Annotated in this window: 34 protein-coding genes; 18 read left to right on the forward strand and 16 right to left on the reverse strand. The window is 32.8% G+C overall.

Annotated features, from left to right (window positions below; genetic code table 11):
* Positions 1 to 172 precede the first annotated feature (172 nt).
* From ACWV26_RS06105 to ACWV26_RS06120, 4 genes are all read left to right on the forward strand, one after another.
* Complete coding sequence (locus tag ACWV26_RS06105) at positions 173 to 1270, forward strand: PRK06851 family protein (RefSeq protein WP_455898194.1); 1098 nt, start codon at positions 173 to 175, stop codon at positions 1268 to 1270.
* Between the two features lie 1118 nt (positions 1271 to 2388).
* Positions 2389 to 3492 (forward strand): 5-methyltetrahydropteroyltriglutamate--homocysteine S-methyltransferase, encoded by a 1104-nt coding sequence (locus ACWV26_RS06110; protein WP_455897462.1) that lies wholly within the window; start codon positions 2389 to 2391, stop codon positions 3490 to 3492.
* Between the two features lie 102 nt (positions 3493 to 3594).
* On the forward strand, positions 3595 to 4164 hold the full coding sequence (locus ACWV26_RS06115; protein ID WP_455897463.1) for an N-acetylmuramoyl-L-alanine amidase family protein: 570 nt from the start codon (positions 3595 to 3597) through the stop codon (positions 4162 to 4164).
* A 134-nt stretch (positions 4165 to 4298) separates the two neighbouring features.
* Positions 4299 to 5024 (forward strand): GDSL-type esterase/lipase family protein, encoded by a 726-nt coding sequence (locus ACWV26_RS06120; protein ID WP_455897464.1) that lies wholly within the window; start codon positions 4299 to 4301, stop codon positions 5022 to 5024.
* Between the two features lie 177 nt (positions 5025 to 5201).
* Here the strand turns inward: ACWV26_RS06120 and ACWV26_RS06125 are convergent, their stop codons facing one another.
* A complete protein-coding gene (locus ACWV26_RS06125; RefSeq protein ID WP_455897465.1) occupies positions 5202 to 5633 on the reverse strand; it encodes a ferritin family protein in 432 nt (143 codons plus the stop codon).
* A gap of 140 nt (positions 5634 to 5773) precedes the next feature.
* On the opposite strand from ACWV26_RS06125, the gene ACWV26_RS06130 reads away from it, so the two are divergent.
* A complete protein-coding gene (locus ACWV26_RS06130; RefSeq protein ID WP_455897466.1) occupies positions 5774 to 6016 on the forward strand; it encodes a hypothetical protein in 243 nt (80 codons plus the stop codon).
* A gap of 9 nt (positions 6017 to 6025) precedes the next feature.
* On the opposite strand, the gene ACWV26_RS06135 is transcribed toward ACWV26_RS06130, so the two are convergent.
* Both ACWV26_RS06135 and ACWV26_RS06140 read right to left on the reverse strand, forming a co-directional pair.
* A complete protein-coding gene (locus ACWV26_RS06135) occupies positions 6026 to 6421 on the reverse strand; it encodes a hypothetical protein (RefSeq protein WP_455897467.1) in 396 nt (131 codons plus the stop codon).
* A gap of 214 nt (positions 6422 to 6635) precedes the next feature.
* A complete protein-coding gene (locus ACWV26_RS06140) occupies positions 6636 to 6917 on the reverse strand; it encodes a hypothetical protein (protein ID WP_455897468.1) in 282 nt (93 codons plus the stop codon).
* Positions 6918 to 7198: 281 nt separating this feature from the next.
* On the opposite strand from ACWV26_RS06140, the gene ACWV26_RS06145 reads away from it, so the two are divergent.
* Both ACWV26_RS06145 and ACWV26_RS06150 read left to right on the forward strand, forming a co-directional pair.
* The gene (locus ACWV26_RS06145) at positions 7199 to 7450 is read left to right on the forward strand and encodes a phage holin (protein ID WP_455897469.1); all 252 of its coding nucleotides are present in this window, start codon (positions 7199 to 7201) and stop codon (positions 7448 to 7450) included.
* 229 nt (positions 7451 to 7679) lie between these two features.
* Positions 7680 to 7901 (forward strand): transcriptional regulator, encoded by a 222-nt coding sequence (locus ACWV26_RS06150; RefSeq protein ID WP_455897470.1) that lies wholly within the window; start codon positions 7680 to 7682, stop codon positions 7899 to 7901.
* Positions 7902 to 7982: 81 nt separating this feature from the next.
* Here the strand turns inward: ACWV26_RS06150 and ACWV26_RS06155 are convergent, their stop codons facing one another.
* Positions 7983 to 8282: a translation initiation factor 2 gene (locus ACWV26_RS06155; RefSeq protein WP_455897471.1), complete on the reverse strand. Its 300-nt coding sequence runs from the start codon at positions 8280 to 8282 to the stop codon at positions 7983 to 7985.
* A gap of 200 nt (positions 8283 to 8482) precedes the next feature.
* On the opposite strand from ACWV26_RS06155, the gene ACWV26_RS06160 reads away from it, so the two are divergent.
* Together ACWV26_RS06160 and ACWV26_RS06165 are read left to right on the forward strand one after the other, a co-directional pair.
* Positions 8483 to 9265 (forward strand): GH25 family lysozyme, encoded by a 783-nt coding sequence (locus ACWV26_RS06160; protein ID WP_455897472.1) that lies wholly within the window; start codon positions 8483 to 8485, stop codon positions 9263 to 9265.
* A 100-nt stretch (positions 9266 to 9365) separates the two neighbouring features.
* Positions 9366 to 10163, forward strand: a complete 798-nt coding sequence (locus ACWV26_RS06165) for a M15 family metallopeptidase (protein ID WP_455897473.1) — start codon at positions 9366 to 9368, stop codon at positions 10161 to 10163.
* A gap of 1132 nt (positions 10164 to 11295) precedes the next feature.
* Here ACWV26_RS06165 and ACWV26_RS06170 read toward each other — a convergent pair.
* The 5 genes from ACWV26_RS06170 to ACWV26_RS06190 are packed head-to-tail and all read right to left on the reverse strand — an operon-like array spanning position 11296 to position 13602.
* Positions 11296 to 11595 carry a spore coat protein gene (locus ACWV26_RS06170; protein ID WP_455897474.1) on the reverse strand — a complete coding sequence of 100 codons (300 nt, stop codon included), beginning with the start codon at positions 11593 to 11595 and terminating at the stop codon, positions 11296 to 11298.
* A 13-nt stretch (positions 11596 to 11608) separates the two neighbouring features.
* Positions 11609 to 11806: a hypothetical protein gene (locus ACWV26_RS06175; protein ID WP_040375433.1), complete on the reverse strand. Its 198-nt coding sequence runs from the start codon at positions 11804 to 11806 to the stop codon at positions 11609 to 11611.
* A 17-nt stretch (positions 11807 to 11823) separates the two neighbouring features.
* Complete coding sequence (locus ACWV26_RS06180) at positions 11824 to 12960, reverse strand: zinc-dependent alcohol dehydrogenase (RefSeq protein WP_455897475.1); 1137 nt, start codon at positions 12958 to 12960, stop codon at positions 11824 to 11826.
* A gap of 16 nt (positions 12961 to 12976) precedes the next feature.
* A complete protein-coding gene (locus ACWV26_RS06185) occupies positions 12977 to 13345 on the reverse strand; it encodes a spore coat protein (protein ID WP_455897476.1) in 369 nt (122 codons plus the stop codon).
* 17 nt (positions 13346 to 13362) lie between these two features.
* Positions 13363 to 13602: a spore gernimation protein GerQ gene (locus ACWV26_RS06190; RefSeq protein WP_455897477.1), complete on the reverse strand. Its 240-nt coding sequence runs from the start codon at positions 13600 to 13602 to the stop codon at positions 13363 to 13365.
* A 1037-nt stretch (positions 13603 to 14639) separates the two neighbouring features.
* Here ACWV26_RS06190 and ACWV26_RS06195 point away from each other — a divergent pair.
* From ACWV26_RS06195 to ACWV26_RS06210, 4 genes are all read left to right on the forward strand, one after another.
* Complete coding sequence (locus ACWV26_RS06195) at positions 14640 to 14951, forward strand: hypothetical protein (RefSeq protein ID WP_455897478.1); 312 nt, start codon at positions 14640 to 14642, stop codon at positions 14949 to 14951.
* Positions 14952 to 15072: 121 nt separating this feature from the next.
* The gene (gene gvpU / locus ACWV26_RS06200; RefSeq protein ID WP_455897479.1) at positions 15073 to 15462 is read left to right on the forward strand and encodes a gas vesicle accessory protein GvpU; all 390 of its coding nucleotides are present in this window, start codon (positions 15073 to 15075) and stop codon (positions 15460 to 15462) included.
* A 135-nt stretch (positions 15463 to 15597) separates the two neighbouring features.
* Complete coding sequence (locus ACWV26_RS06205; protein WP_455897480.1) at positions 15598 to 15858, forward strand: hypothetical protein; 261 nt, start codon at positions 15598 to 15600, stop codon at positions 15856 to 15858.
* A 68-nt stretch (positions 15859 to 15926) separates the two neighbouring features.
* Entirely contained in the window at positions 15927 to 16004 is a 78-nt protein-coding gene (locus tag ACWV26_RS06210) for a hypothetical protein (RefSeq protein ID WP_455898195.1), read from the forward strand.
* Between the two features lie 648 nt (positions 16005 to 16652).
* Here ACWV26_RS06210 and ACWV26_RS06215 read toward each other — a convergent pair.
* Positions 16653 to 17231: an SANT/Myb-like DNA-binding domain-containing protein gene (locus tag ACWV26_RS06215; RefSeq protein ID WP_455897481.1), complete on the reverse strand. Its 579-nt coding sequence runs from the start codon at positions 17229 to 17231 to the stop codon at positions 16653 to 16655.
* Positions 17232 to 17884: 653 nt separating this feature from the next.
* Here ACWV26_RS06215 and ACWV26_RS06220 point away from each other — a divergent pair.
* Both ACWV26_RS06220 and ACWV26_RS06225 read left to right on the forward strand, forming a co-directional pair.
* Positions 17885 to 18322, forward strand: a complete 438-nt coding sequence (locus tag ACWV26_RS06220) for a BrxA/BrxB family bacilliredoxin (protein ID WP_455897482.1) — start codon at positions 17885 to 17887, stop codon at positions 18320 to 18322.
* Entirely contained in the window at positions 18310 to 19110 is an 801-nt protein-coding gene (locus tag ACWV26_RS06225; protein WP_455897483.1) for a class I SAM-dependent methyltransferase, read from the forward strand. Before ACWV26_RS06220 ends, ACWV26_RS06225 begins: the two co-directional genes overlap by 13 nt.
* Before the next feature lie 34 nt (positions 19111 to 19144).
* Here ACWV26_RS06225 and ACWV26_RS06230 read toward each other — a convergent pair whose 3' ends face one another.
* Together ACWV26_RS06230 and ACWV26_RS06235 are read right to left on the reverse strand one after the other, a co-directional pair.
* Entirely contained in the window at positions 19145 to 19564 is a 420-nt protein-coding gene (locus ACWV26_RS06230) for a MarR family winged helix-turn-helix transcriptional regulator (RefSeq protein WP_455897484.1), read from the reverse strand.
* A gap of 155 nt (positions 19565 to 19719) precedes the next feature.
* Complete coding sequence (locus ACWV26_RS06235; protein WP_455897485.1) at positions 19720 to 20901, reverse strand: MFS transporter; 1182 nt, start codon at positions 20899 to 20901, stop codon at positions 19720 to 19722.
* Between the two features lie 676 nt (positions 20902 to 21577).
* On the opposite strand from ACWV26_RS06235, the gene ACWV26_RS06240 reads away from it, so the two are divergent.
* Complete coding sequence (locus ACWV26_RS06240) at positions 21578 to 22171, forward strand: YpjP family protein (protein ID WP_455897486.1); 594 nt, start codon at positions 21578 to 21580, stop codon at positions 22169 to 22171.
* Between the two features lie 145 nt (positions 22172 to 22316).
* Here ACWV26_RS06240 and ACWV26_RS06245 read toward each other — a convergent pair whose 3' ends face one another.
* Together ACWV26_RS06245 and ACWV26_RS06250 are read right to left on the reverse strand one after the other, a co-directional pair.
* The gene (locus ACWV26_RS06245) at positions 22317 to 23078 is read right to left on the reverse strand and encodes a conserved phage C-terminal domain-containing protein (RefSeq protein ID WP_455897487.1); all 762 of its coding nucleotides are present in this window, start codon (positions 23076 to 23078) and stop codon (positions 22317 to 22319) included.
* A 242-nt stretch (positions 23079 to 23320) separates the two neighbouring features.
* Positions 23321 to 23737, reverse strand: coding sequence for an Hsp20/alpha crystallin family protein (locus ACWV26_RS06250; protein WP_455897488.1), 417 nt, complete (start codon positions 23735 to 23737; stop codon positions 23321 to 23323).
* Between the two features lie 260 nt (positions 23738 to 23997).
* On the opposite strand from ACWV26_RS06250, the gene ACWV26_RS06255 reads away from it, so the two are divergent.
* Complete coding sequence (locus ACWV26_RS06255; protein ID WP_455897489.1) at positions 23998 to 24204, forward strand: hypothetical protein; 207 nt, start codon at positions 23998 to 24000, stop codon at positions 24202 to 24204.
* A gap of 195 nt (positions 24205 to 24399) precedes the next feature.
* On the opposite strand, the gene ACWV26_RS06260 is transcribed toward ACWV26_RS06255, so the two are convergent.
* The gene (locus tag ACWV26_RS06260) at positions 24400 to 24513 is read right to left on the reverse strand and encodes a YjcZ family sporulation protein (RefSeq protein WP_455897490.1); all 114 of its coding nucleotides are present in this window, start codon (positions 24511 to 24513) and stop codon (positions 24400 to 24402) included.
* A gap of 101 nt (positions 24514 to 24614) precedes the next feature.
* Complete coding sequence (locus ACWV26_RS06265; protein WP_455897491.1) at positions 24615 to 24734, reverse strand: YjcZ family sporulation protein; 120 nt, start codon at positions 24732 to 24734, stop codon at positions 24615 to 24617.
* 153 nt (positions 24735 to 24887) lie between these two features.
* Here ACWV26_RS06265 and ACWV26_RS06270 point away from each other — a divergent pair, with 153 nt between their 5' ends.
* Positions 24888 to 25832 carry a thymidylate synthase gene (locus tag ACWV26_RS06270; protein ID WP_455897492.1) on the forward strand — a complete coding sequence of 315 codons (945 nt, stop codon included), beginning with the start codon at positions 24888 to 24890 and terminating at the stop codon, positions 25830 to 25832.
* Positions 25833 to 25844 lie beyond the last annotated feature (12 nt).

Raw genomic sequence — 25844 nt, forward strand, 5'->3', positions numbered from 1 at the left:
CACTACTCTGTTCACATAAGAAAAGTTTATAAGGAAGCACCTTGTTCCATGAATGGCTAGGTGTTTTACTTTGGATTCGCATCATGGTGTCATGTAGGCAATCACCTATGCTGTTCATTTTGCATACCCTAAGAATAGCTACAAATCCCGTTTGAGAGGAGAATTGTTGAACTTGATAGGAAAAGAACTGCATTACTTCGCTGGGGGCAATACATCTAAAGGATTCTACAGCTTATTTGAGAATAACATTTCCTTGTTAGAAAAGGTCTTTATTTTAAAAGGGGGACCAGGTAACGGCAAATCAACTTTAATGAAAAATATCGCAAATCAGATACAAGAAAAAGGATACGATGTGGAATATATTCATTGTTCTTCAGATTCTAACTCAATCGATGGGGTTATTTTCCCTTCATTAAAGATTGGGTTGATTGATGGAACTGCTCCTCATGTGATTGAACCGAACGTACCTGGTGCAATTGAAGAATATGTGAACTTGGGTAGTGTATGGGATGTAATACAACTCCGAGATAATAAGGAATCTATAAAGCAGTTGATCGATGAAAAAAAGAATGCTTATGAGAGTGCATATCATTCTTTTGCAGATGCACTAGCAGTCCATGATGAGTGGGAATCCATTTACATTTCGAATATGGACTATACAAAACTAAATAATTTGACAGATGAATTAAAATCTCTATATTTTGGTGAAATCTCTTTAAACAAGACATCGAATGTACGTCATCGATTTTTGGGTGCAGCAACTCCAAGTGGGGCAGTGGATTTTGTACCAAACTTAACAGAGGACATTCGTAAACGGTATTTTTTAAAAGGAAGACCGGGTTCGGGTAAATCAACGCTATTGAAAAAGTTAGCTCAAGCTGCAGAAAGTAAAGGGTTTGATGTTGAAATTTATCATTGTGGTTTTGATCCAAACAGCTTAGATATGTTAATTTTCCGTGAGTTAGGCATAGCAATATTTGACAGTACAGCTCCCCATGAGTATTTTCCAAGTAGAGAAGGTGATGAAATAATTGATTTGTACAATATTGCGTTACCGAAAGGAACAGATGAATTGTACGAAGAGCAAATCACCGAAATTTCCGCACGCTATCGAGAGAAAATGAATGAGGGGACAGCGTATTTGGCGCAGGCCAAAATTGCGCATGAACAATTAGAAGCGCTTTATATAGAGAGCGTGGACTTTAAAAAAGTAGAGGCAATTCAAAATGAAATAGAAATAGTGATTATTGAACACATTGAAAAACAATAGTTCAAAAATTTGACAAAATTGGGTATGATATTTTATCCACCTTAGAAATATGATAAAGGGAACAGTAAAATTAGTTTTCTAAAGGTAATGCTGTAAAAAGTTTAACATTTCACAATTACGTGAATATGTTAGTTTACAAGAAAAAATTAAAAACAATACAATAGTTCATTATAAATAATTTAGTAATATAGGATACCATTATATTTAACCTATTTCTAAAAAAGAAAAATGATAATAAAACTTTAAAGTGATCTCCGTAAATAACAATATTCAGATGAAAATTCATAACGAAGGCTGCTCTTAATAATAGGAGCGGTCTTTGTTTTTTTATGCAATAGAATAAGTACTTTACACTTTTCTGAATTATGTAAACCTATTCAATTTTAGTTGACATAATATTGTAGATTGAAACTTAGAAATAAACTCATTGTTTAGAAAACCACAATGTCAATCTTATTTTCATTCACTGTTCTTTGTCGAATCATAGGACTGCGAAATATGTTGAAAAACATATGCTGTTACTTTAAAAGTAAATGTCGAATTTTAGACTACACAAAGGGCGTATCATAAATTGAAGTTTTTTAGCGAACTATACATAAGTTTGGTTCTCAAATTAGGTTAATTAATTGAAAATGTCGAATCTGTAAAAAATCTGTTCAGAAAGAGAAAACGTTCAAACATTCCTTTAAGTACAAATAGAAGGCTGTTGTATAACAATTTGTTTATTGTAATTGTATGTATGGAGAGAGTATGTAAAGATGAATTAAAAACTATTTTCAAAAAGTGAAAAATTTTTGAAAAGGTAAAAAAATAATGCTAAAAATTTTCAGAATTAATTATATTATTTAATTTTTATGCTATTATCATATAAAAGGTATATAAATTGTAGGATTTTACTTCGATTTTTATATAAAAATCACTAAAAAAGAGATAGTAGCTACCTTTTTTATCACATCCTTACAACCATAAATTTATTAAATTGCTTATTTTATTATCCTAATATTAAATTGTGCTAACGAAGATATAACGATATTAATTCGGTTACAAGAGTCACGATACTAAAATCTGATTTACTTAAGGTTTTATATTGTAATTTTACATACAAGGAGTCGATAATTTTGAATACACCATTTCGATATGATCATGTAGGTAGTTTTCTAAGACCACAAAGATTGAAAGAAGCACGTGAACAATTCCAAAACAATGAAATTTCATATGAAGCATTAAAGAAAGTGGAAGATGAAGAAATCATTCGTTTAATCGAAAAACAAAAAGAAAACGGTGTCCTGTCTATTACAGATGGTGAATTCCGTCGTAGCTGGTGGCACTTCGATTTCCTTGGTGGATTAGAAGGTGTGGAATATTATGATACTGATGAAGGTCTTCATTTCCACAATATGAATACACGTAAACAAGGTATTCGCATAGTAGGTAAAGTTGATTTCGCTGACCACCCATTTTTGGATCATTTCCGATTTGTCCAAGAACATGCGGGTGACGCAACGGTAAAATTCACGATTCCTAGTCCTAATATGCTTTTAGCTAGAGCTGAAATGAATGATGAATTATATCCTGAAAAAGAATCTTTGGTGAATGATTTAATTAATGCTTATCAAAAAGCTGTACAAGCATTTTACGATGCAGGATGTCGATATTTACAACTTGATGATACATCTTGGGCAAGTCTATTCTCGGAAGAAGGAAGACAAAAACTTCAAGCTGAAGGAAAAGACCCAGATGAAGTGGCAAAAACAAACCAGTATGTATTGAACGAATCAGTCAAAAATAAACCAAATGATATGACAATCACTATGCATATTTGCCGCGGAAATTATAAATCTACATACTTCTCTAGCGGTGGCTACGATTATGCATCGGAAATCATCTTCGGTGGTTTAAATGTAGACGGTCTTTTCCTAGAATTTGATGATGAACGCTCAGGTAGCTTTTCACCTTTAAAGCATGTTAACCGTAAAGAATTGAAAATTGTGCTTGGCTTACTTACATCTAAATCAGGCGAACTAGAAGACAAAGAAGCAATCAAAGCGCGCATCAACGAAGCAGCAACATATGTACCACTTGAACAACTTTGCTTAAGTCCACAATGCGGTTTCTCTTCTACGGAAGATGGTAATATTTTAACTGAAGATGAACAGTGGAGAAAATTACGTTATGTTCAAGAAATTGCTGAAGAAGTTTGGCAAGAAGCCACTGTAAAATAACTTCAAATTCAATTCCCACAAAGGACATTCGTGTTTTTTGTGGGTATTTTTTTGTCCTTCATGATTATTTTCTACCTATTTAATTGAAAAGGAGGAATGATCATGAACAAACAATGGATAATCGCAATCGATGCCGGTCATGGAATGTATACAGCTGGTAAACAATCACCGGATGGGGAAAAGGAATGGTATTTTAACAATCAAGTAGTGCAAGCTATAAAAAAAGAATTGGGCAAATACGACATGATTAATGTTTTACGAGTAGATGACCAATCAGGGAAAACTGATTGTAGTTTAGCATCACGTGTTCAAATGGCGAATCGACATCAAGCAGATCTATATATTTCTGTACATCATAATGCTAATACTGGAAAATGGGGAAATTGGACAGGGGTCGAAACGTATATCATGACACCAAAAGAAAAGAATCCAAAGTCTTTGCAATTGGCAAAACATATTCACAGTGAAGTAGTAGGGGCTATGAGGTTAAAAGACCGAGGAATAAAAGCAGCAAATTTCTACGTGTTAAGAGAAACGAAAATGCCTGCCATTTTAATCGAAGGCGGTTTTATGGATTCTTTGATTGATATTGTTAAATTGCGAAGTGAAAAATACTTGTACAATCAAGGTAAAGCCATTGCTAAAGGAATCCTTGCATTAATTTCAATATGAATTCATATTCATCTTCAATAAATTAAAGATAAAGTTATATTTCAGTCGCAAAAGGGAACTTTACTGGTTACAATAAAGTCATATTTGTAACAAATTTTACAATACTACAGGATTAGCGGCTAAGGGTGATGAATATGAAAAATAGAGTAAGAGTTTTAACAATTGTAAACGTGATCCTCTTGGTAGCACTGATTACAATTGTTGTTCAAACAAAAAGCTTCGCAGATGTCAAAAAACATTCTCCGATTAATGGTAGCATTCAAAAATCATTTGTCTTGCGTCCAAGTCATTATGAACAGAGGCAAACATTATTTGAACGGCTTTCAATTACAAAAGAATCAACAGTTATGTTAGGCGATAGTATGATCTTGTACAATGAATGGGCAGAGGAATTTCCAGTTGGACCAATCTTAAACCGAGGAATTGGCGGAGATACCACTGTTGGTCTCCTAAATCGGCTAGATACCATCACAAGTGGACAACCAAAGCGCATTATATTAATGATTGGCGTTAACGATATAAGTAAAGGTTTTACTAAAAAGCAAACGCTAAACAATTATGACAAAATCTTAAAGAACATTGAAAACAAAAGTCCAAAAACTAAAATCATTATTACATCTGTTCTACCGGTTAATAACAAACTGATGCACAGCAATCGTGTACAAAACGCAAAAGTAAATCGCTTAAATAAAGGTTTAGAACATTTAGCAAGCAAACATAAAATTACAATGGTAAATATTCATGATCAGTTCTTAAAAGGTAATCAATTAGATAGTAAATTTACAAGCGATGGCTTACATTTAAATGGTGATGGATATGCGATTTGGGTAAATGCATTAAAGCCTTATTTAAAAAAGTAGCAGGGTTGAATAATTTTATTTTTATCAAAAGGCTGACCAAAGGAGAATGGTAAAATCACTTTAGTCAGCCTTTTTAGCTTTATTTGTCGATGAATCAAATAAGATTATTCAAAATTCACCAGTTTTCTTAAAAGGTAACTACTGAGAAGGCAATAATTCAATAATTTTAAAAGATAGCTACATCTTACACATCAACATAAAATACAAAAACCAAACAGCATGATTCTGCTCGTCTGCAGCTGCTTGATTAAATGTTTTACTTATGCCGGGTTCTGAAATAGTTCGAGCCATTTCATGATAAAAGTCCACTGTTTCTTGTTCATCATGAAACGCATGATCGAGCCCTTCTCTGTATGTTCTTGGCCATGTATCTGGCTGTTTTGGACAATAGTATTGCCCAGTTAAACAAAAGTAAATATATGAAAATGATTGATAATGCCGCATCTCATCTTTTCGAATTTCTAAGATTTGTTTGTTTATAGTAGGATTGGGTGCCATGTTGGCAAGAGCTTCATAATAATGAATGGCTCCATATTCACCATCCATTGCCTTTATCAATCCATTTAAAACAGGAGACTGCATACCTGCATCATGTATATTATTATTCAATTCCTAAATCCCCCCTACACTCTACCGTATGAAAACATGGGAACATAAGGAACTTGTCTTTATAAAACTGAAAAATGTTGGATTATTTGCAGGGAAAACAAAATAGATAGAGAATTTTAAAGAAAAGGAGTGTTCGTCATATGAGTCAACAGTTGAACATGTTTGAATATGCAGATAAACAAGCAGTTATAAAATCCACGATAGAAAAAATACATTATCTAGCATGTGGACAAGAAATCAATTTATCTACCATTTCAATAAGAAGAACAGATCGATTCTTTGAAACTCTGCAAATCGATGTTTTTCATGAATGTTTTCGTGAAGTAGATGAATGTGTGCAATTTCTTAAAGTGTACTTAGAAACTGGTAAATTTTTAAAATAGTTATGTCATTTACTTCGCTTTCCTAATCTCTTTTACATGGAAGAAAGATTTGTGAACCATAATTGTGTAAAGAAATACAATTGCGGACCAGATAAAGTTACCCATAAACAACTGTTTGTTATAAGAGAGTAATATTAGGTAGCTAATGATTCCGAAACTGATGGAATAAAGTATCATCATCCAAAATCCCCATGCTTTTAAATTCATATAACCATATATGATGATTAAAGTCACGATTGCCAAGAGAACTCTTAATAGTTCTTCTGGAAAATCAGGAATGCCTAAGCGATCCCCAAGTCCCAAGTTAAGATTGATTTGATGATAGAAAAACGTGATGAAAATTAAAGCAGCAATCGCAAAAATATATAAGCAACTAATGATCGTTACACCTAATGGTTTTTTCAATACAAATCCCTCCTTTACAAATTGCAAAATTGTAAGACAGCAAAAAGTTCCATCATTCAAAATATACATAATCAATATATTAGCTTTTAAAACACGTTATGACCGAAAAAACGCTGGACAAAAATAAGTTCAGCGTTTTTTTGCTATTGAAATTTCACCCTTTTTCATGAATGTTAATAAGTAAAGAAATCATATACATAGAAGGAATGCGAACTTATCGAGTTCTTCGCTCAATTAGTGCGATTTGCCTTGATAGATGATCTAGTTGGTTTTGCATTTGATTTAATTGTCGCAAATGTTCTTGTTGGAATACTTGAATTTGCTCACTTTGTTTTGGGTTTTCCTGTTCTTCTTGAATAGAAGCAATCGTAGATAAAACTCCTATCACATAACCCAATGCTGTGACCACGCCAGAAAGTATATCAAGTTTGTCGGAATTTTTTATTTCAAATCCTGGAGATTTGTCAAACTGTTGGTTCTGACTATTATTTTTCAACCGCATCCCTCTTTTTTCGCTATTGTAAAATACAAAATTTTCTTATGTAACAATTTACGGCATTATCTAATTTCTTATGACTATAAAACGAAAAAATTGACGCAAACATTAAATAACTGTCGAGATTTGTGTTTTATTTATATTTCTACAATTTATGATGAATTTTAGCAGATTAGAACGAATGGAATTCCAATAACGTAGATGGGAAAATGTATAAATATGCTAAATCAACTACATCTCGCATGAAAAAGAAATATCAATTTTCAAAGGAGGTGTACAACATGACAATGGATAAATTTAAGCAATGCGTTGCATTATTTGGAGGGATGTTGTCAGCAATCTTCTTATTCTTAAAATCAATTGGGATTACTTTTGACTGGTTTACAGAAGAATCGATTAGTGCGTTTAACCAAGTACTATTGACGGCCATACCGTTTTTCTTTGTCTTTTATGGAGTCTGGAAAAATAGTTTTATCATCACTAAAAAGGCCAAAGAGCAAGAAAAAGTATTGAAAGAAAAAGGATTGAAATAAGGTTTGGCAACATAGCTATGGTTTCATGCTAGCTTTACAGTATGAATTTGAAAAATCCAATAAAGTGAAATCATTTCCGTATTACTAGCGGAATGATTTCACTTTAACATCTCCATAATGCATTTCCGATGACTTTTGAATCTAAAAAATTATAAAAATTAACTTGAAATATATAATTCTCTTATAAATTGAATATTCTATAGAAATGAATAATAAAGGAGAGACAATTATGAGGAAGCAATTGATAAAAGCAATGGAGAACAATCAATTATTAACAATTATGTATTTATCAAAGAAAAATGAAATTTCAAAAAGACGAGTAAAAATATTGAAAATTACTGAAAGAAGCTTCACTGCATATTGTTTTACCAAAAAGGCTAAGCGTATTTTTATCATTGAAAATTTGTTAGCCGTTGCTCCTGTAATTGAAAATGAAAGCGATATCATATAATTCAATAAGAAAAAACAAATGAAACCATGAAGTTCTTCAAATAGAGGATCATGGTTTCTTTTTTGAGTTATCAATCCAAAATTACCTTTTTGACATTTGTCTAGTTAGCTGATCTACTTGTTTTTGTAATCGCGCTATTTGTTTTGAATAATCGGGTTGATTTTGTTGACTCTGATTCTGGTTTTGATTACTAGGATTTTCCAATTCCTGTAGTGCAATCGCTGCAGCAATTGCCGATATACCATCGCCTATAGTAGAAAGTGCCGCTCCTAATAATGCTAATCTAGCTGAAATTATTTCTGGTGAATCGCCATTCTGCCCAGTTACTGTTACTCCATTAAATTGTTGTTGTCCATTTTGATTATTATTTTTGTTAGCCAAAATTGCACCCCCCACGAGTATCGTTATTAGCTAATTTATGAAAACAAATAACAAAGAGTGTGTACATTTGCTTGAGTATGTAATGAATTATACATAAAAACAGAATTTAGTCTTTAATGATAGAAAAAATAAGAAATCTCATCAATGAAATTGGACCATTCAAAGGTGTCAAATATATTCTAAGTAAGGGGGATAAAATAATGGGGAAAATCGTGGATCTATCCAAATGGCAACCAACAGTCAATTATAAACAACTATCTACAGAAGCAGAATTAGCAATACTTAGAGTACAAGACGGATCGACAATAAAGGACGAAGTATATCAAAACCACGCTAATGGCTGTAATCAATACAATATTCCTTTTGGCGTCTATGCTTTTACACGTTTTATAAATATTGAAGATGCAAAAGTGGAAGCAAGAGATTTTTATACTCGTGCTTTAGCTTATGGTCAACCAAAATTTTTTGTAGCTGATGTTGAAGTTTCAACTATGAGAGATATGCGAGCTGGTACAAATGCTTACATTGCGGAACTTCGAAAACTTGGTGCAGAAAAAGTCGGTATTTACGTAGCACATCATTTATACGACTCATTACAGTTAGATTATGCAAAAGCAGATTTTACTTGGATTCCCCGGTATGCAGTAGATGGAAAATCAATTATAGCTCCAGATTATCCTTGCGACTTGCATCAATATACGGATAGTGGAAAAATAACTGGAATTGAGGGGAATGTTGATCTTAATCGTTTAACCGGCACAAAGCAGCTTTCATGGTTTACAGGTAACTCCAATAGTATAGAAAGTTACAAAATTCAGTTTACAACCAAAAACAGCAATATATATATAGTTAAATCAGGAGATACGTTATCAGAAATTGCTAAAAATAACAATACAACAATCGAAAACATAGTTAAAATCAATAAAATAAAGGACGCCAATAAGATTTATATTGGACAGAAATTGAAATTATCCCATAAATAAACTGTCAATATTATCCGAATAGTAGGCATGGACATATAATTGTTTGTTCGTACATGCATAAATTATATATAGAAGTTACTATTCGAAAGGTGGCAAAGACGTGGATATTTCTGTACAAGGGTTAATCGCAAACTCAAACAAACGTGTTGGATCCATTAATCCTAATGTTCAGTCTCGTATGGAATTAATTATTGAACGATGTCACAAACGAGGAGTCTATGTAATTTTTACCCAAGGCATGAGAACGCTCACGGAACAAGCCATTCTTTATGGTCAAGGGCGATCCAGTTATATCTATAATGGGGTTAATTTTAGTCAAATGGGTAATCCAATTGTTACTAATGCAATTCCTGGAACAAGTATTCACAATTATGGGCTCGCAATTGATTTCGCCATTATTAAAGGAGGCGAAGAGATTGTGTGGGATGAAAAAGCTGATTTTGATCGGGATGGCAAAGCGGATTGGATGGATGTAGTGGAGGAAGCAAAAAAGCTAGGGTTTGAATGGGGGGGAGATTGGACAACATTTAAAGTTTATTCCCACCTTGAATGGGTCGGGAATTTGACCTATAGTCAAATATTCAATGGAAAAAAGCCTCACTTTCCTTCACTTGTGAAGGAAATAAATCCGAACAATTACTATATTTCGGGAAAAGGAAGATATAAAATAATAAAAGCAAGCTACATTTATGATGGATTAGTTTTTAGTAAATCTAAAAAATTAAAAACATTTAAGAAAGGAACGGTTATTGAAGCATTAGCTATTGTTCATAGTGGCCAAACTACCCGATTAAAAGTAATGATAGAAGGTAAAATAGGATACGTTTCTGGCAGAAAAACGATTGTACAGAAAGTGCCCGATCCAGTCTATCACAAAGTTAAAAAGGGAGAAAATTAACAATCATAGTAAAAAAATATAATACAACAGGTTAATAAGATTGCCGATTTAAATAAATATATAAAAGATGTTAATCTAATTTATCCTGGCATGAATATACGAGTGAAATAAGAATTAATAATATTTAAAGCCTTCAACTCTTAAAAAAGAATAGAAGGCTTTTCTTATTGATCTATGTTAGAACTACTCTAAAAGATAAAAACACGCTTGAACAGCAATTCAAACGTGCGTACTAAAAGAAAAGGGAGAAATTATTTAAGACGGGTTACAGGACCGTCTTATCTCCATTATTACCAATATGTTAATAGAATATACATTCAAGAACCTTAAAATAATCATTTCTTTATAAAAATTTCAAAAGTGGTGACTATCTGGCTAAGGAAAATATCGCGAAAAAGAAATGCTTACTTATAGCGAGATAAAGTATATCGGAAGTTTTGAAAAGTTGAAGGATTCTGCAATAGAAAAGAAGGTCATCCCACATTACGAGAACGTTATATAGAACCTATTGCAAATACTTAGGTATATCATCAGTATTTTTATTTAAGGTTTCAGTGAAAATATTATCTGGTGGTTGGTTGGGGGTATTTAAACTTTGTCCATTGTGAATTAACTTGATGAGGTTTTGTATATCCTCTTTTGTGGCAGGCTGATTCTTGGCCATATTCCTAAATATACAGACATATTGGGGCTGCCTGAAAAAGACTTCGCTAAACAATAAAAAAGAGTTATTGTGCTGTAGCAAAAGTATCATTTTGCAGAGCTTTCGCATTTTCCATTACTCAACAATCGGGCGCATTTCTGAAACAAGGAAAGCGTCTTACTTAATTAAAGGGCCAATAATGAAACAGAATCTTATTAAGTATTTCTTAACTAGGGACTACGAGGAAAGTTAATAGGGCAATTATTAGGAGATTTTTGTATTTTATATTTGAAGGGATCGCTGCCATTACCTTGCAAAACAGATGGTTCACCGGTACAAGGATCGAATCATTCTAAGGGTCGCATATAAAAAATAGACTGCAGACAAACCCGACTTTTTTGTCGAGTTTGTCTGCAGTCTAAAAGAAAGCCACTTGTAGGTAGCTTTTATGTCTGTTCTTTTATTAGAATAAATTATAAAATGTATATTTTATAGGGTAGGCAAGTTTATTGCGGTTTCAATATTTTGTAGACTTAATTCGGTTTGCTTGTCATGATTCCATGCATGATACCAGCCTTTTTCCATCACATAATTTGAAATTATTTCATGCATATTAAGAGATTCCTCTAAATGTTGTGTAAGGATAGCTTTAATCTCTGGTGTTCCTGCCTCAGTAACGGCCATGGCATAATTTCTGACGCCACTTTTAGCTGAATTCAGTAGATCCATTGCTACAACTTGGTCAGTCAGAGCGTCCATGCCAGTTATATTTTTAATTATCGTATTCATGTTCTTTCATCTCCTAATTAGGCTTTGCTTTAGATAAGATGGAAGCAAACTCCTGTAATTGTCTAGTGGAAGTATCAACGTCTTGTTGCAAAATATTTTTTAGTTCTTCATCTGATACTAAGCCTTTCATTGTTTTGGACTTAGTTAAACAAAGGGTTTTAAATGCGGTCATTTCTTGTACTTCAAGGACTTCATGTAATGCGTAATCCACTATACAAACCTCCTTTATTAGGGTTTCAGAAGGACCTTAATACAATTATCTGTCCTTCTGTCAAAGATTTCATATCCTCGTTTAGCTTCACTCAATGGTATTACATGACTTACTACATCGCTTGGATCGATTTTACCTGTAGAAACTAACTCAAACATATATGGCATATAGTGGATAACCGGAGCTTGTCCTGAGCGAATATTCACATTACGTTGGAAAATATCCCCTAGTGGGAAACCGTTATACCTTCCTCCATATACACCCGTAACTTGAATGGTTCCACATTTTTTAACCGCTTGGGAAGCAATGACAAATGCACTCATGGTTCCACCGTGAAGTTTTAATCCGCTTGCAAGGAACTCTAAATCGCTCATTTTTCCATCCATGCCCACTGCGTCAATAACAATGTCAGCTCCACCCTTAGTCATTTCCAAAAGATGCATTCCGACATTTTCGTATTGTTCAATATTTACGATTTCTACGTTGTTTGTACGTTTGGCATGCTGCAAGCGGTAATCAATAAAATCAACAGCTATTACTCGCTTTGCCCCTTTTAGCCAACAAAACTTTTGAGCAAAAAGGCCAACTGGACCGCAACCAAGAACAATTACAGTATCTCCGTTTTTAACACCAGCATTGTCCACACTCCAGTAACCAGTAGTCATGGCATCGGCGATAACAGCTAATTTTTCATCAGGTTCTTCACATGTTTCAGGAATTTTAAAGTGGGTGAAGTTAGCAAAAGGTACTCGTAAATATTCGGCTTGTCCACCAGGGTAGCCGCCGGTAGTACCTGAGTATCCGAAATAAGCTCCCATGTCTCCATTATCATTGGAATTATCACATTGGCTCTCAAGGTGGTTTTTACAATAGACACATTCACCGCAGGCAATATTAAAAGGAATAATGACTCTGTCTCCCTTTTTTACATTTGTAACACCGGGTCCGACCTCTTCTACGATTCCCATTGGTTCATGCCCGATTACGTAATCCTCTTGCAAATTAGGAATCATTCCATGGATTAAATGCAAATCAGATCCACAAATCGCTGTGCTTGTTACTTTAATAATCATGTCATCTGGTTTTTCAATCCGAGGATCTGGAACTTCTTTGACTTCAACATTCTTGATGCCTTGATAAGTTACTGCTTTCATCTAGAACCTCCTAAGTTTATTGTTGATCTGGTGTTCGATCAAACATACCTTTTCTATTCGTTTCACCTGGGAACAATTTCATGTTGCCAATCATTATGGTATTTTTGGCAGATAGCTGATCGAGTTGATACTGTTCTTTCAATTCATAAGGATGAAACCATTTTTTATTAATCATCAGCTCAGTTATTTCCTGATGCATAGCAATCCCTTGCAATAATTGTTTTCGTAAAAGTGCTCTAAGATTAGGTGATGCAGTTTCGGTTAAGGCTACGGCTGTATTCCGCACACCTTCTTTTGCACGAAGTAGAAAATCCATAGCAAATGTTGTATCTGCTAGCTCGGGTACGTTCATTGAGTTTCTTGGGTCTAAGTAATCATTATTCAACGTGGCTTACCTACCTTTCAGTTAACAATTGGAGTTGGGCGATTTTGAGGGACAGGAGCTTGAAAAGGTGCAAGTTCATAGATTGCCTTTAACTCTGTAAGAGCTTGTATAGATTGTTCAACATCTTTTTGCATTAAAGCCTTCAGTTCTTGATCAAATACCAGCCCTTGCATTAACTTTGACTTCGCTAAACAGAGTGTTTTAAAGTTGATGGCTTCATGTAAATCCATTGACTCATGCGGTGCTAATTTTTCCATCCAGTTTAACCTCCTTTTTTACAATACATTATATTTTCCCAGTAAAAATTTTATTTATACGTGGATATTTTTCTTAGTAACGAACCGGGGCGCTGTAGGAGAAGCATCTCATGCAGGAGATGCTTACTTTTTCTTCCATAAATTTGAAAAAGATGACCAGTTGGATATGGCAAGATTCAGAAATGGTCTAAGAAAATGCCATTAAGATCTATGATATTGATTCAACCTTTATATTGACCAATTATTAGAAACATACTCAGCCAATATTAAAAATATCCATGACGAATCTATGTTGTCTATAACATCTATTATTTTCATTTTAATATTAGTGGCAATTTTATATTTTATGTTTAAAGCAAATGAAAATGAAGCTTATATTTCACTTGATTTTAATATGTCTAGTTTAAAAATAAATAATATTACACTTGGAACCATCAAAATTTAAGGTAATAATTTTAGCTTAGATAAAGAACCAGCGATTATCAGAAATAAAATACTACGTGGTGTAACAAAGCATGACGTAGAGAAAATGGTGTTATCTCACCAACAACGTGGATGGAAGCAAATTAGTAAGATACAAACTGAAAATAAAAGAGGTGGAGCTTTATGCGGTATTAATGGAATTTCCAAAAAAAAACACGCTTGAAGTGCAATTCAAACGTGCTTTTGCTAATTACATGTGATTTATAAGACGGTCTACTCGCCCGTCTTATCTCTATTTTTAACGATTTGATATTAAATATACGTTTCAGGAAATTAGATTCGTTTAAATAAAAAATATATTTTAACAACATGGTTGGAAGCAACTCACTGAGATTCAAACGGAAAAACGAAACGGTGGAGCATATGCAGTGTTGGTGGAGTTTCCAAAAAAAAAACACGCTTGAATGGCAGTTCAAACGTGACGAATCGAAAGAGAGTCGAGAGCGGACGGTTGGCAGACCGTCTAGCTCCATTTTTAACAAATTGATAATAAAATATACGTTCAAGAATCGCAAATGGTTCGTTATTATAAAAAATATAAAGTGGTGAAATAAATGGTTTCAATTGCACGCAAGACGGCATTAGATCGGCAGAAGATTTATATCAATTCCTGTAATCCAACTATTAGCGAACGCTCAGTCCGTTACGAAAACAATTATCTAACAATAAGTCATAACAGAGATAGAGTCGAAATTTTATTTCACAAAGACAAATTGGGTAATGTGATAGCTCGATATAAATTGAGGCTGACGAGTAATTCTATAATCATTGATGAGACAAACGAAGAATTGGATTTTGGTTCTAGGAAAGGTAAAATTACTCCTAATCAGTACCAACAAATAACTGGACAAGCTTATGCAGCTTAATAAACATCAGTAACTAATGTGCAGCCAACGCAGTCAATCGACTAGCGTTATTTTTATTGTCAAAAATGGGTTGAAATTTATTTAAAGGTAAATACTACTTTCTGAAAGGAGGAGTATTGCAATGCAAAATGATGTAGTATTACAGACATTTAATCATTTAGCTAATAAAATTACAGGATTTCAAGCGGATATAACTTTAAATATAAACGGTACCATAATTTCTGGAACGCTTATAAGTAACGATGAATATCGAGAAAGGTTAATTCAATCTTTAAAAGAAAAGGGTCTTTATAATATAAGTGCTGAAAATGGAGAAGATTTAGAAAAGTTTTTAACTAAAATAAAGAAGGTTGATGAGGAAATAGAAAATTATAAATTCATTAATCTCCTAAACGCTCAATTCTTATTATCTAATGGGCACTCTTTTCCATTAGCAAATGGTTTCCTTTGGAGAGGGAAAATCGAATCTGTAGATGGGTTTACTTTAGGTCAATTTAAAATATCCTATTAAGAAATTTTAGCACATCCAATGAATGTGCTTTTTATATCTGATAAACATAATTATTTACAAGTAATTAACATTTCTTAAAAAGGTAAACACTCCTATTTGTCGAAATGACTAGATAGAGAGGAGGTAAGAAGTAAATTGATTAAAAGTATAAAAGTTAATTTCGATATACTTAGAGAACAACTAAATAAAAATGAGTTTGAGTATTTTCTTAAAAAATTTACTGTATCTTCAAAAAAATATGATATTTATTGGAATTTAAAAGATAAGAATGAATATATATTCCTATATAAAATTTCTAATAAGGAAATTGCTCCTTATATGTACTCAGGAGAATTGAAAAGATTTAAAGCTTATATAAGAAAAGAAAATGAAATTGTAATTGAAAAAGTAATCTAGTTTCGCAAAGAAAATACTTTTATAGACATTCAAAAATTGATCGTCATATTGCATTTCGTGATTACTTGATGTCATATCCAGATGTCGCAAAAGAGTATGGAGATTTGAAAGAGAATCTTTCCAAACGTTTTCCCTTTAACATTTGAATCATATATTAAAGGCAAAGAAAAGCTAGTCTTGGAGATTGAACAAAAAGCAATTGCTTGGTATCAAAGCACAAAATAACCTTGAAAAACAATAATAATTGTAATGTTAATTGGAGATATTAATTCAACAATCAGGTGCTATCCTTTTTTTAGGGCAATATAATCGAAAAACGCCTTCATTAGTTTTTTTATGTATCGGAAAAATTCTTAGGGGAAAATATCTAAAAAACATACATCAAGGGGAGACAAAAATTTCGTTTCTAAAGAAGAATTGCTTGATGAAACTTTATATTTTTGGTATTTTCCTCATCTTGGCGAAAAGTACTCAGATTTCGTTATGTGTCCAAAAATCGATAGTATTGAAGGAATATCTGGTGCAGAGCGAAATTATATCATTCAGGCAAGTGCGCTAAATTATGGAATACATCACGGCTTCAATAAATTTCGTAAAATTTGCTACTTTGAGGGTTTTTTTAATATAATCTCTCATAAAACGTGAATCATCAATAATTAGAATTTCCTTCAAAAAAGATTTAATATAGAAATTCGTTGAGTTTCTTATTATCTTAAAAATTAACCTATTACTATACTGCTGAATAGTGTTAAAAATTATATAAATAAGTAAAAATTACCTTTTTGTATTATTTTTTATACTTTTCTATTTTCGGTCAATCTTTTATATTTGTTAGTTACAGCGTTTACTGTACGATTTAATTTCTTGGCTATGGAATTATAGGTTTCTCCATTATCACGAAGTTTTATGAGAATTTTTTCCTCTTCTGTTGTCCAAGGACAATAATAATTCCCTTTGATTTTTCTCTTAGTTAGTCTTTGTTTGTCAACCCAATCTGGTTCAGGCACAATAACATTGTGAGGGATTTTTGAAAAATCAATACGCTCTTTGTGAATATAAGCCCATTCCCAAAAGTCTTTCGGATTAATAAAGTAAAAGGTTTTCTTAAATCTGGTTTTCTTTTTTGTATAAGGCAAATTATGATTATAACACCAATTTTCAACAGTTTTTCTATCGACGTTTATTATTTGTGCGAGTTCTCCCATTGTTAATAAACCGATTTGGCTTTTGGTATTGGAAATATTTAGCCGTTTCATTTTAATAATTACGCCATTCACAGGACGATTTAATTTTTTTGCAATTGTTGATACTTTAACATTTCCGGCGTTTTCTAATAAATAGTTAATCTCATCGTTTTCCCATGGTTTTGCCACAACAATCATCCTTTTTAGTTTAATTCTTTTGATTTCCTTTTCATGAATTAAATGCTAAAATAGCATAATTTATAAGTTTAAAAATTCTAAAGAATAATAAAAATAGTTAAACAAATACTTTTAGCTCTTTTTCCCTATATATTGTTTTTGAAACTTTTATTGGAGTATTTAATAATTAAACAGAAGCAGTAATAGTTAAGGTTACATACCTGGAGGTACAGATATATTAGGGTGCCAGAAAAGGAATTCGCTAAATAATATATAAAGAGTTATTAAACTAACAGATGATCATTTTTTCGAAGAGTTTGGTAACAAAAACCATTTGGAATATTAGATTTTTTAATTCATTAATTTATAAATAAAAAAAGACCGCAAATGCGGTCTAAGTGTTATTTCTTCAATTGGATGTTTTCTGTTTCAGTGCCAAACACACCAGTTTCTTAATTGAAGTTTTAAGTCTTTACTTTTTGTTTCGAATATATCATATTGCTTAAATAATTTAATCAGTGTTTTTTATAAATATCACATGAAAATCACAAAAAATCACATTAAAAGTGAAAAGTCGTGAAATAATACGAAAGAACATATAAAATAAAAGAGCGAAAAACCTTTTATATAAGGCGAAACGAAAAAATATGAAAGAGGTTGAAACCATGAATGCATACGAAGAATATATGCAAGGCATTGTAAAACCAATGCGCGAAGAACTAGTAAATGTTGGCTTCACAGAATTAAAAACTCCTGATGAAGTAGCAGATCATATGCAAGAAACAAAAGGAACATCATTAATCGTGATTAACTCTGTTTGCGGTTGTGCAGCAGGTTTAGCGCGTCCAGCTGTTGCAGCAGCACTTGAAAAAGCAGAAAGCAAACCCGATCATCTTGTAACGGTTTTTGCGGGCCAAGATCGTGAAGCAACTGAGCAAATGCGTAGTTACTTTGAAGAAGTGCCACCAAGCTCACCATCTATTGCAGTATGGCAAGATGGAAATTTAGCTTACTTTATCCCACGTGAACAAATTGAAGGTTATGCAATGGAACAAGTTCGCGATCATTTAGCTGGCGTGCTTGATCAAGTATGTGCGAAATAAGAACAATCGTTACAACTGCAGGTAGACCTGATGAAAATTCTAGGAGATTAGCAGAGTTTGCTTGTCAGGTATTAAATGCACCGTTTGTTGAAAGAAGAAAAAGGTCTGTGAGGAAAATTGCAGAATATGAAAAAGCAAATGTAATAGTTGCAGGGAAGAATCGATTTGAATACTACCCAATGTGTAGCGACGAACCATTTTTCTTTCATCCAAGTTCTGCAGCCTTCCGTTTAAAACGCATTGCAAGAGGAGAACATGATCCCTTTTTGCAAGCAGTAAATCTACAATCCGGTGATACATTTCTAGATTGTACATTAGGAATAGGTTCGGATAGTATTGTAGCTGCTTTTGCAGTGGGGGTGACTGGGAAAGTAGTAGGATGTGAAGGTAATCCTAATATTGCCTTTATCGTAGATGTAGGTATGAAACAATACGATATTTCAGAACTACCTTTACTAAAATGTATGGAAAACATCACGGTAATCCCTAGTTTAGCAATTGACTTTTTAAATCAGCAACCCGATCATTCATTTGACGTCGTTTATATGGATCCAATGTTTGAAGAAACGATTGAAGAATCCATCAATTTTGCACCACTTAGAAGTGCAGGATTACACGATTCGTTGTCAGATGAATGGATAGTAGAAGCAAAGCGAGTGGCAAAGAAAAGAGTTGTATTAAAAGCTCATTTTCGATCACCACTCTTTGCAAGATATGATTTTGAGCGAGATATCCGCCCAAATACAAAATTCCATTATGGTATTCTTCATTTAGAAGAACAAAAATAATAAAGAACCTGCGATTTCTAAATCGCAGGTTCTTTTACTCTTCTACTATATTTGAACGAATCGAAGCCATTAATTGAATCATTTTCTTCAAGTCTTCATCCGATACACCACTTAAAACTCGATGTTGATAGGAATCCATCGTTTCACGAATATCATTATACACTTTTTGACCGAGTGACGTTAGCTGGATTCTCTTCTCACGGCGATTGTTCCCAGCTATTTGTTCGATGTATTGAAGCTCTTCTAATTTTAAAACTGCACGGGTAATCGTAGGTCGCTCCACATATAGATGTTTTGCAATTTCTACTAATGTAATATTTTCATATTTATTAATATAAAAAAGAATAGACCATTGAGATGTAAAAAGATTATATTCTTCTAATTTTTTATTTAATGCATTATTTAAAGGGCGATATAGTAGTAAAAAATGATGAAAAAAGTTTTGTTCGTCCAAAACGGATACCTCCTAAAACATACGCGTTAAAAATGAATGTCTATTTTGAGTATAGAAGTTATTAAAAGGGATTACAAATAAATGATATGAAATAGGAGAAGTAACAATGAAAAAGAGAAAAGTTATACCTTTTCTCTTTTTAATCTATTAATCCGTTATGCATTGCCTTTTGGTGCATTTTTACCATATAAGAAATGGTGTAATGGCAGACATAGGATGCCACAAATACCAAGTATGATATACAATCCACTATAGCCAACAGTTGGTACGAATAACCCCTGAACAAACGGTCCAATACCTAAGCCGATATCCGTTAAGATAAAGAAGGTAGAAGTAGCTAGTCCGATACGATGAGCGGGAGCTGATGACACTGCGACTGCTTGTGCACTTGCCATATACGTACCATAGCCAAATCCAAGAAGTGCTCCGGCTATTAATAATACCAATCCAATACTTGATTGACTTAAAATGAATAAGCTGATAAACAAACTAATAAGCGCAGGGTACATGATAAAGTTTGGTCCTTTTAGGTCAAATTGGCGACCTGTGAATGGACGGGTGACTAGCACTGCCACTGCATAGACAACAAAGAAGAATGCGGCAGCATCTGTTAAATGTTGTTCTTTTGCATAGAAAGTTAAGAAGGATAATACACCGGAATAACAAAAGGCAGTTACTGTTGCAACTAATGTAATGGGAACAGATTTCTTTTCGATGAAATTAGAAATTTTAAAACCTTTCATTTCATTTAATTGTTCCGCTGTGAGTTTTATTTCTTCCACTTTGATAACAATAGAAAGAATAAAACTTATTACAATACAAAAGAAACAAAATACGAAAATCGCTTGGAAATCGAAGTGTTGTAAAATATAGATCCCAATAAATGGCCCGATGGCAGTCGCAAGAGTCATACTTAATGCAAAATATCCAATCCCTTCACCTTTTCGACTTTGAGGAATGGCTTGAGCAACAATAGTACCTGTCGCAGTCCCAGCAACCCCAAACGCGAATCCATGAAGAATGCGGTTAAACATTAAGAATCCTAGACTACCTGTAATGAAATATAAAACTGAACTAATTATTATGATGAAAATACCAATTAGTAATATCTTTTTACGGCCAATATTATTAATATATTTCCCACCGAAAATACGGCCAACTAATGCACCTAGCACGAAAATACTCGATGCTAAACCTGCAATGCTTTCATTTGCATTGTACTTGTCCGAGGCAAAGACAGAAATGGTTACCATCAAAAGGTAAAAGGTGAGCATTAAGAAGAAGTTGATTGTGGTAATGCTAATAAAATCTTTTTTCCAAAGTTTTTCTCTCTGCATAAAAATCTCCTTTAATTATTATAAATTTTCAAATAAAAATTACATACCTCAAAAAACTTAGCGGTCAAATATTGCTACGATACAAATAAATCATTCAGTTTACAAGCATTAGAATCATGATTTAAAAGTTTGATACAAAATCTTTGGAGATAGTCTCCATACATGAGATAAAGTTGAATGGTATTTGGATGAAATGAGTATAGTAATTTTTAAAATGTTACCATAGTTAATAGTTATCGTAGGTAACGTTTATAATTATAAAAAAATATGTAGGTAAAATCAACAATTTTTTAATACATATTTTGCTCTTGAAAACGATTAATTTTTCGATTTCATGTATAACGTACAGATTAAACATCATTTTGCACATTGATTTTTGGCAATAAAAAAACTATGAGGCAAGATACCTCATAGTTCATCCGTTTTTTTTTGAAGTGTTAAATTAGTCAGTAATACAAAGAGACATTAAATATACTAAAAGTGCTAAAAAACCAATTCCAATAGCAGTTGACATAAAAAATTTGCCCTCCTTCTGTATAAAAACGAACATATAATTTTAACATATAATTTCTATTTTATTGTACAATGATTTACAAAAAGATGAAACCTTTACATTCAAAAATCGTATATAGTATTAAAATAGTAGTTGTTAAATTGGCAAAAGTAGGTGGAAATGATGAAGAAATGGCTTCAAAAGTTATTAGTTCCGACAGTTGCAGTTCTATCTCTTGGTTTAATATCACCAAGTCATGCAATTTGGGAGAACTTATTAGAACATAACAGTAATCATAAAACACAGCTTTCTAAACAATCATTAGAAGAAAATTACATAAACAATAGCTTTCAAAATCAATTAATAGAAGAAAAGCAAGTAAGTGCTAGTCAAATTTTTGATCAAGCAAAAGAACAAGCACATATGAAGTTTGGTACCAAAGTTGGTCCTAAAATCAGCAATGAGTTTGATACCATAATTTTCCCGAAAATCGAACAAGCTATTCATATGACTTTGGCTGAAATGACTCAAGAAGATACTAAATATTTAGGCGTAACAGAAAGACCAAGTGGTGACTATTCAGAAAAAATGTTCCATATTTATAATGCATCAACAGGAAAAGACATAATCCGCTTCCATGTACGCACAGAAAATCGTCCTTTCGATGGCTATTACTATAACTTTCATTATCACACATATACAGACCAATTCGCTTCACACTATAATCTAGGGGAAATTTATTGGTCAAAAGATACGCCACCTAAGTGGTTGTCTTAAAAAGCTCATCTAATAGGTGGGCTTTTTTAATTTTTCAATAAAGCCTCCAGACTAGATAAAAGCTGCAAGCCATTTATTAGCCAATATAGCACTAGCAATTTGATTGGCTGATCATCTTGTTTGTCAGGTTAACAAACATTGATTATTAGTTTTCTCCAGCAGTAAAATCAAGGATGATGGGCCTGTATTTTCGTTTTTTTGGTCTCAATTTTGCTTCGCATTCATCATGATATTTTAGAAAGTTGTTTAAGCAAAACAATGTACTTGGTCGTAAATAGTTTGTCATTATTGCATCATTTTTCCATTCCACCGTTTTTAGATCAATGACTTTCTTAAAGTCTTCAAAATGATAGCCTAAATTAATTAATGGTTGAATCAATTTTTCATGTTGGACAGATAATTTGAAGTTTTTTTCAGCTTTTTGATTTAAATAATCCATAACTTCTTTAACTTTCTCTTTATTTTTATTTTTTAAAGTACATTCTCTTAAAGATGAGTGAACCAAAGTGGGTTCGTTCTTTACATCTTTTTGGTTGATAGATTCCATTTCATTTGGGAGAATGCCGTACTCATTTTGAATAGTAATTTCATCATAAAGTCGCTCGTAGTCAATGCGATACCATTTCCTACGATCTGTTTTATATGAATTGAATTTGCTAGTAGAAACAATGTAATTCCTCTTTTCAAGCCTTGTAAACGCACGAACAATAGTGTTGTGCGACCAAAATGGAAATTGTTTTGACCAGCTATCAAATGAATGTTTGTACCATGTAAATCCCTCAAATTTCATGGGTGATTTTAATAAAAAATAATGAAGTTGCTGTAAAATGATAGCTTCATTTAATCCGATTATTGTCGCTAATTCTGTTAGGACAATTAGTGGTTTATCTTTAAATAAAAATTTCATGAATCATTCCTCCAAGACAGGTATGTGTAGTAATTTAAATAAGGATAGCTAAAAACTTAGTTGTAAATTTCAATTAACACCTCCTCATTCATTAAATAGATAGAAAAGTGTGAAAGAGGACATGAGAGTTTTTTTTAAACCTTCTTTATATTTCACGAATCATTAAACATAGAAAAGCCAGATGCATTAGCATCTGGCTTTTCTATTTCTTACTTGCAATTTTTGGTGCTTGTAAGATTGAATTATTGAATTTCTATTTTATGGTTATTTTCAATTATATGTTGAGCGTTCTTAGGCAAGTTGATATTGAGTACGCCGTTTTCGTATTTGCATTCAATTCCATCAAATTGGATATTGTCTATTACAAATTGACGTTTGAAAGAATGACTTACGCGTTCACGGCGAATATAATTTGTTGCTTCATCTTTATTTTCAGTTTCTTGGTTTTGGCTTGCTTCAACAGTTAAGAGATTGTTGTTGTAAGTGACATTGATGTCTTCTTTGTTCATACCAGGAATATCCATATTGATGATGTACGAATCTTCTTTTTCTTCAATGTCTACACTTGGTTGGTTCATTGGTGTAAAGAAAGAATCAAATGTTTGATCGAAGAATTGTGGGAAAAAGAAATTACGACCTGTTGGAAATAAGTTTGACATAGTTCATTACCTCTTTTTTTAATTTTTTCTTCGAAAGGGGAATCATTTAACTGATCCTCTTTACATTTATAATAATACATCTTGTTATCACTCATGTCAAGTGAGTGCTAACAATTTTAAAATGCATTTCAAAGTAATTTAAGTAAAAGAGCTCAAGTGATACTGAGTCCCGTTTTAGGTTAGGTAAAATTTAGGCAAACGTATAGACTGTTAATCTTACCAAAGCATAATCTATATAGAATTTGAAGGGAGGAATATGAATGCGAAATATTTATCAACCAAACAGGTTTCGGGAGTCTGAAAGAGGACGCAGAATCGATGAAGACTTCGGTCGCAGAAGACCATTTTATCCATTTCCGATTTTCCCAATTTATCCATACTATCCATACTATCCACCGTATCCACCATATCCGCCGTATTATGGATACCCGCCTTATTACAGTTATCCATACTATAGCCCATACTAATTATACTTAACAGAATCTTTTAAATAAGGAATTTTGGAGCGTTGAATCCTTGTTGGATGGACGCTTCTTTTTTTCTCATTACTTTAGCGGATTAAAACAGGACAATGGGGTTATTTTATTTAGGATTTAAAGTACAAAAGGAACTCCATACAATTGTATGGAGTTCACTTGACACTTTGTTCACTTTTTTATTAATTAATATTTATTAATGAACGCTGTGCCAACAATAATTAATAGGATGAATAGGACAACAATTAAAGCGAAATTGTTATTGTTACCATACCCACCTTGATAGTTTCCGTAGTCCATGTAGTCCCCTCCTTTTTTAGGTCTATTTTAAAATATGATGATGTGCAACTATTTGTTTGGTTGTATTACATAGTTTCGAAAAAATTTATCTAGTAATTTTGTTAGCAATAATTATTATTTTTGACAAACGCTGTGCCAACAATAATTAATAGGATGAATAGAACAACAATTATTGCAAAGTTGTTGTTGTTTCCATAGTTACCTTGATTTTCGCATCCCATGAATGACCCCTCCTTCTTTTAGGCCTACTATAAAATATGCGAAGTCTTGAAATGGTGTATAGTCGTTTTAATTAATTTCAAAAAATATCCTAGAACTTTTTTATCTTGCAATGCTATTATTAAACCTAGTATGTAAATTGGAGGCTATAATCGATGAAACAATATTTGGACCTTTGCCGCCATATTTTAGAAAATGGTAATGATAAGGGAGATCGTACCGGAACAGGGACGTTGAGCGTATTTGGTTATCAAATGCGATATAATTTACAAGATGGTTTTCCATTAATGACCACAAAAAAAACTGCTTTTCGTTTAATTGCGACAGAATTATTGTGGTTTTTAAAAGGAGATACGAATGTCCGCACACTAATTGCCCAAAATAATCATATTTGGGATGAATGGGCATTTGAAAAATGGGTAAATAGCGAAGAATATAAAGGACCAGATATGACTGATTTTGGTCATCGGGTATTAACAGATGAAGCATTTAAACAACAATATGATGAACAAATGGCCAATTTTCAAAAGAAAATAATAGAAGATGAATCGTTTGCTCAAAAGTTTGGTGATCTCGGCCCTGTATACGGGAAACAATGGCGTTCTTGGCCGGATGCAAAAGGTGGAACAATTGACCAGATTCAAAATGTAATTGAATCCATAAAGAAAAATCCAAATTCCAGACGGCATATTGTTACAGCATGGAATCCAGCTGAAGTGGATGATATGGCTTTACCACCATGCCATTCACTATTCCAATTCTATGTAGCAGATGGAAAACTTTCTTGTCAACTTTATCAACGTAGTGCCGATGTTTTCCTTGGCGTACCTTTTAATATTGCTTCATATGCATTACTTACACATCTCATTGCAAAAGAATGTGGACTTGAAGTAGGAGATTTTGTGCATACTTTAGGAGATGCACATATTTACAAAAATCACTTAGAACAAGTGAATGAGCAATTAACTCGTAAACCAAAATCTCTACCAAAACTAGTCATTAAAACGGACAAAGAATCAATTTTTGACTATGAACTGGAAGATTTAGTAATCGAGGGATATGATCCATATCCACGAATTTCAGCACCTATTTCAGTGTAAAGGGGATTTTAC

The sequence above is a fragment of the Rummeliibacillus sp. JY-2-4R genome (assembly GCF_053847205.1).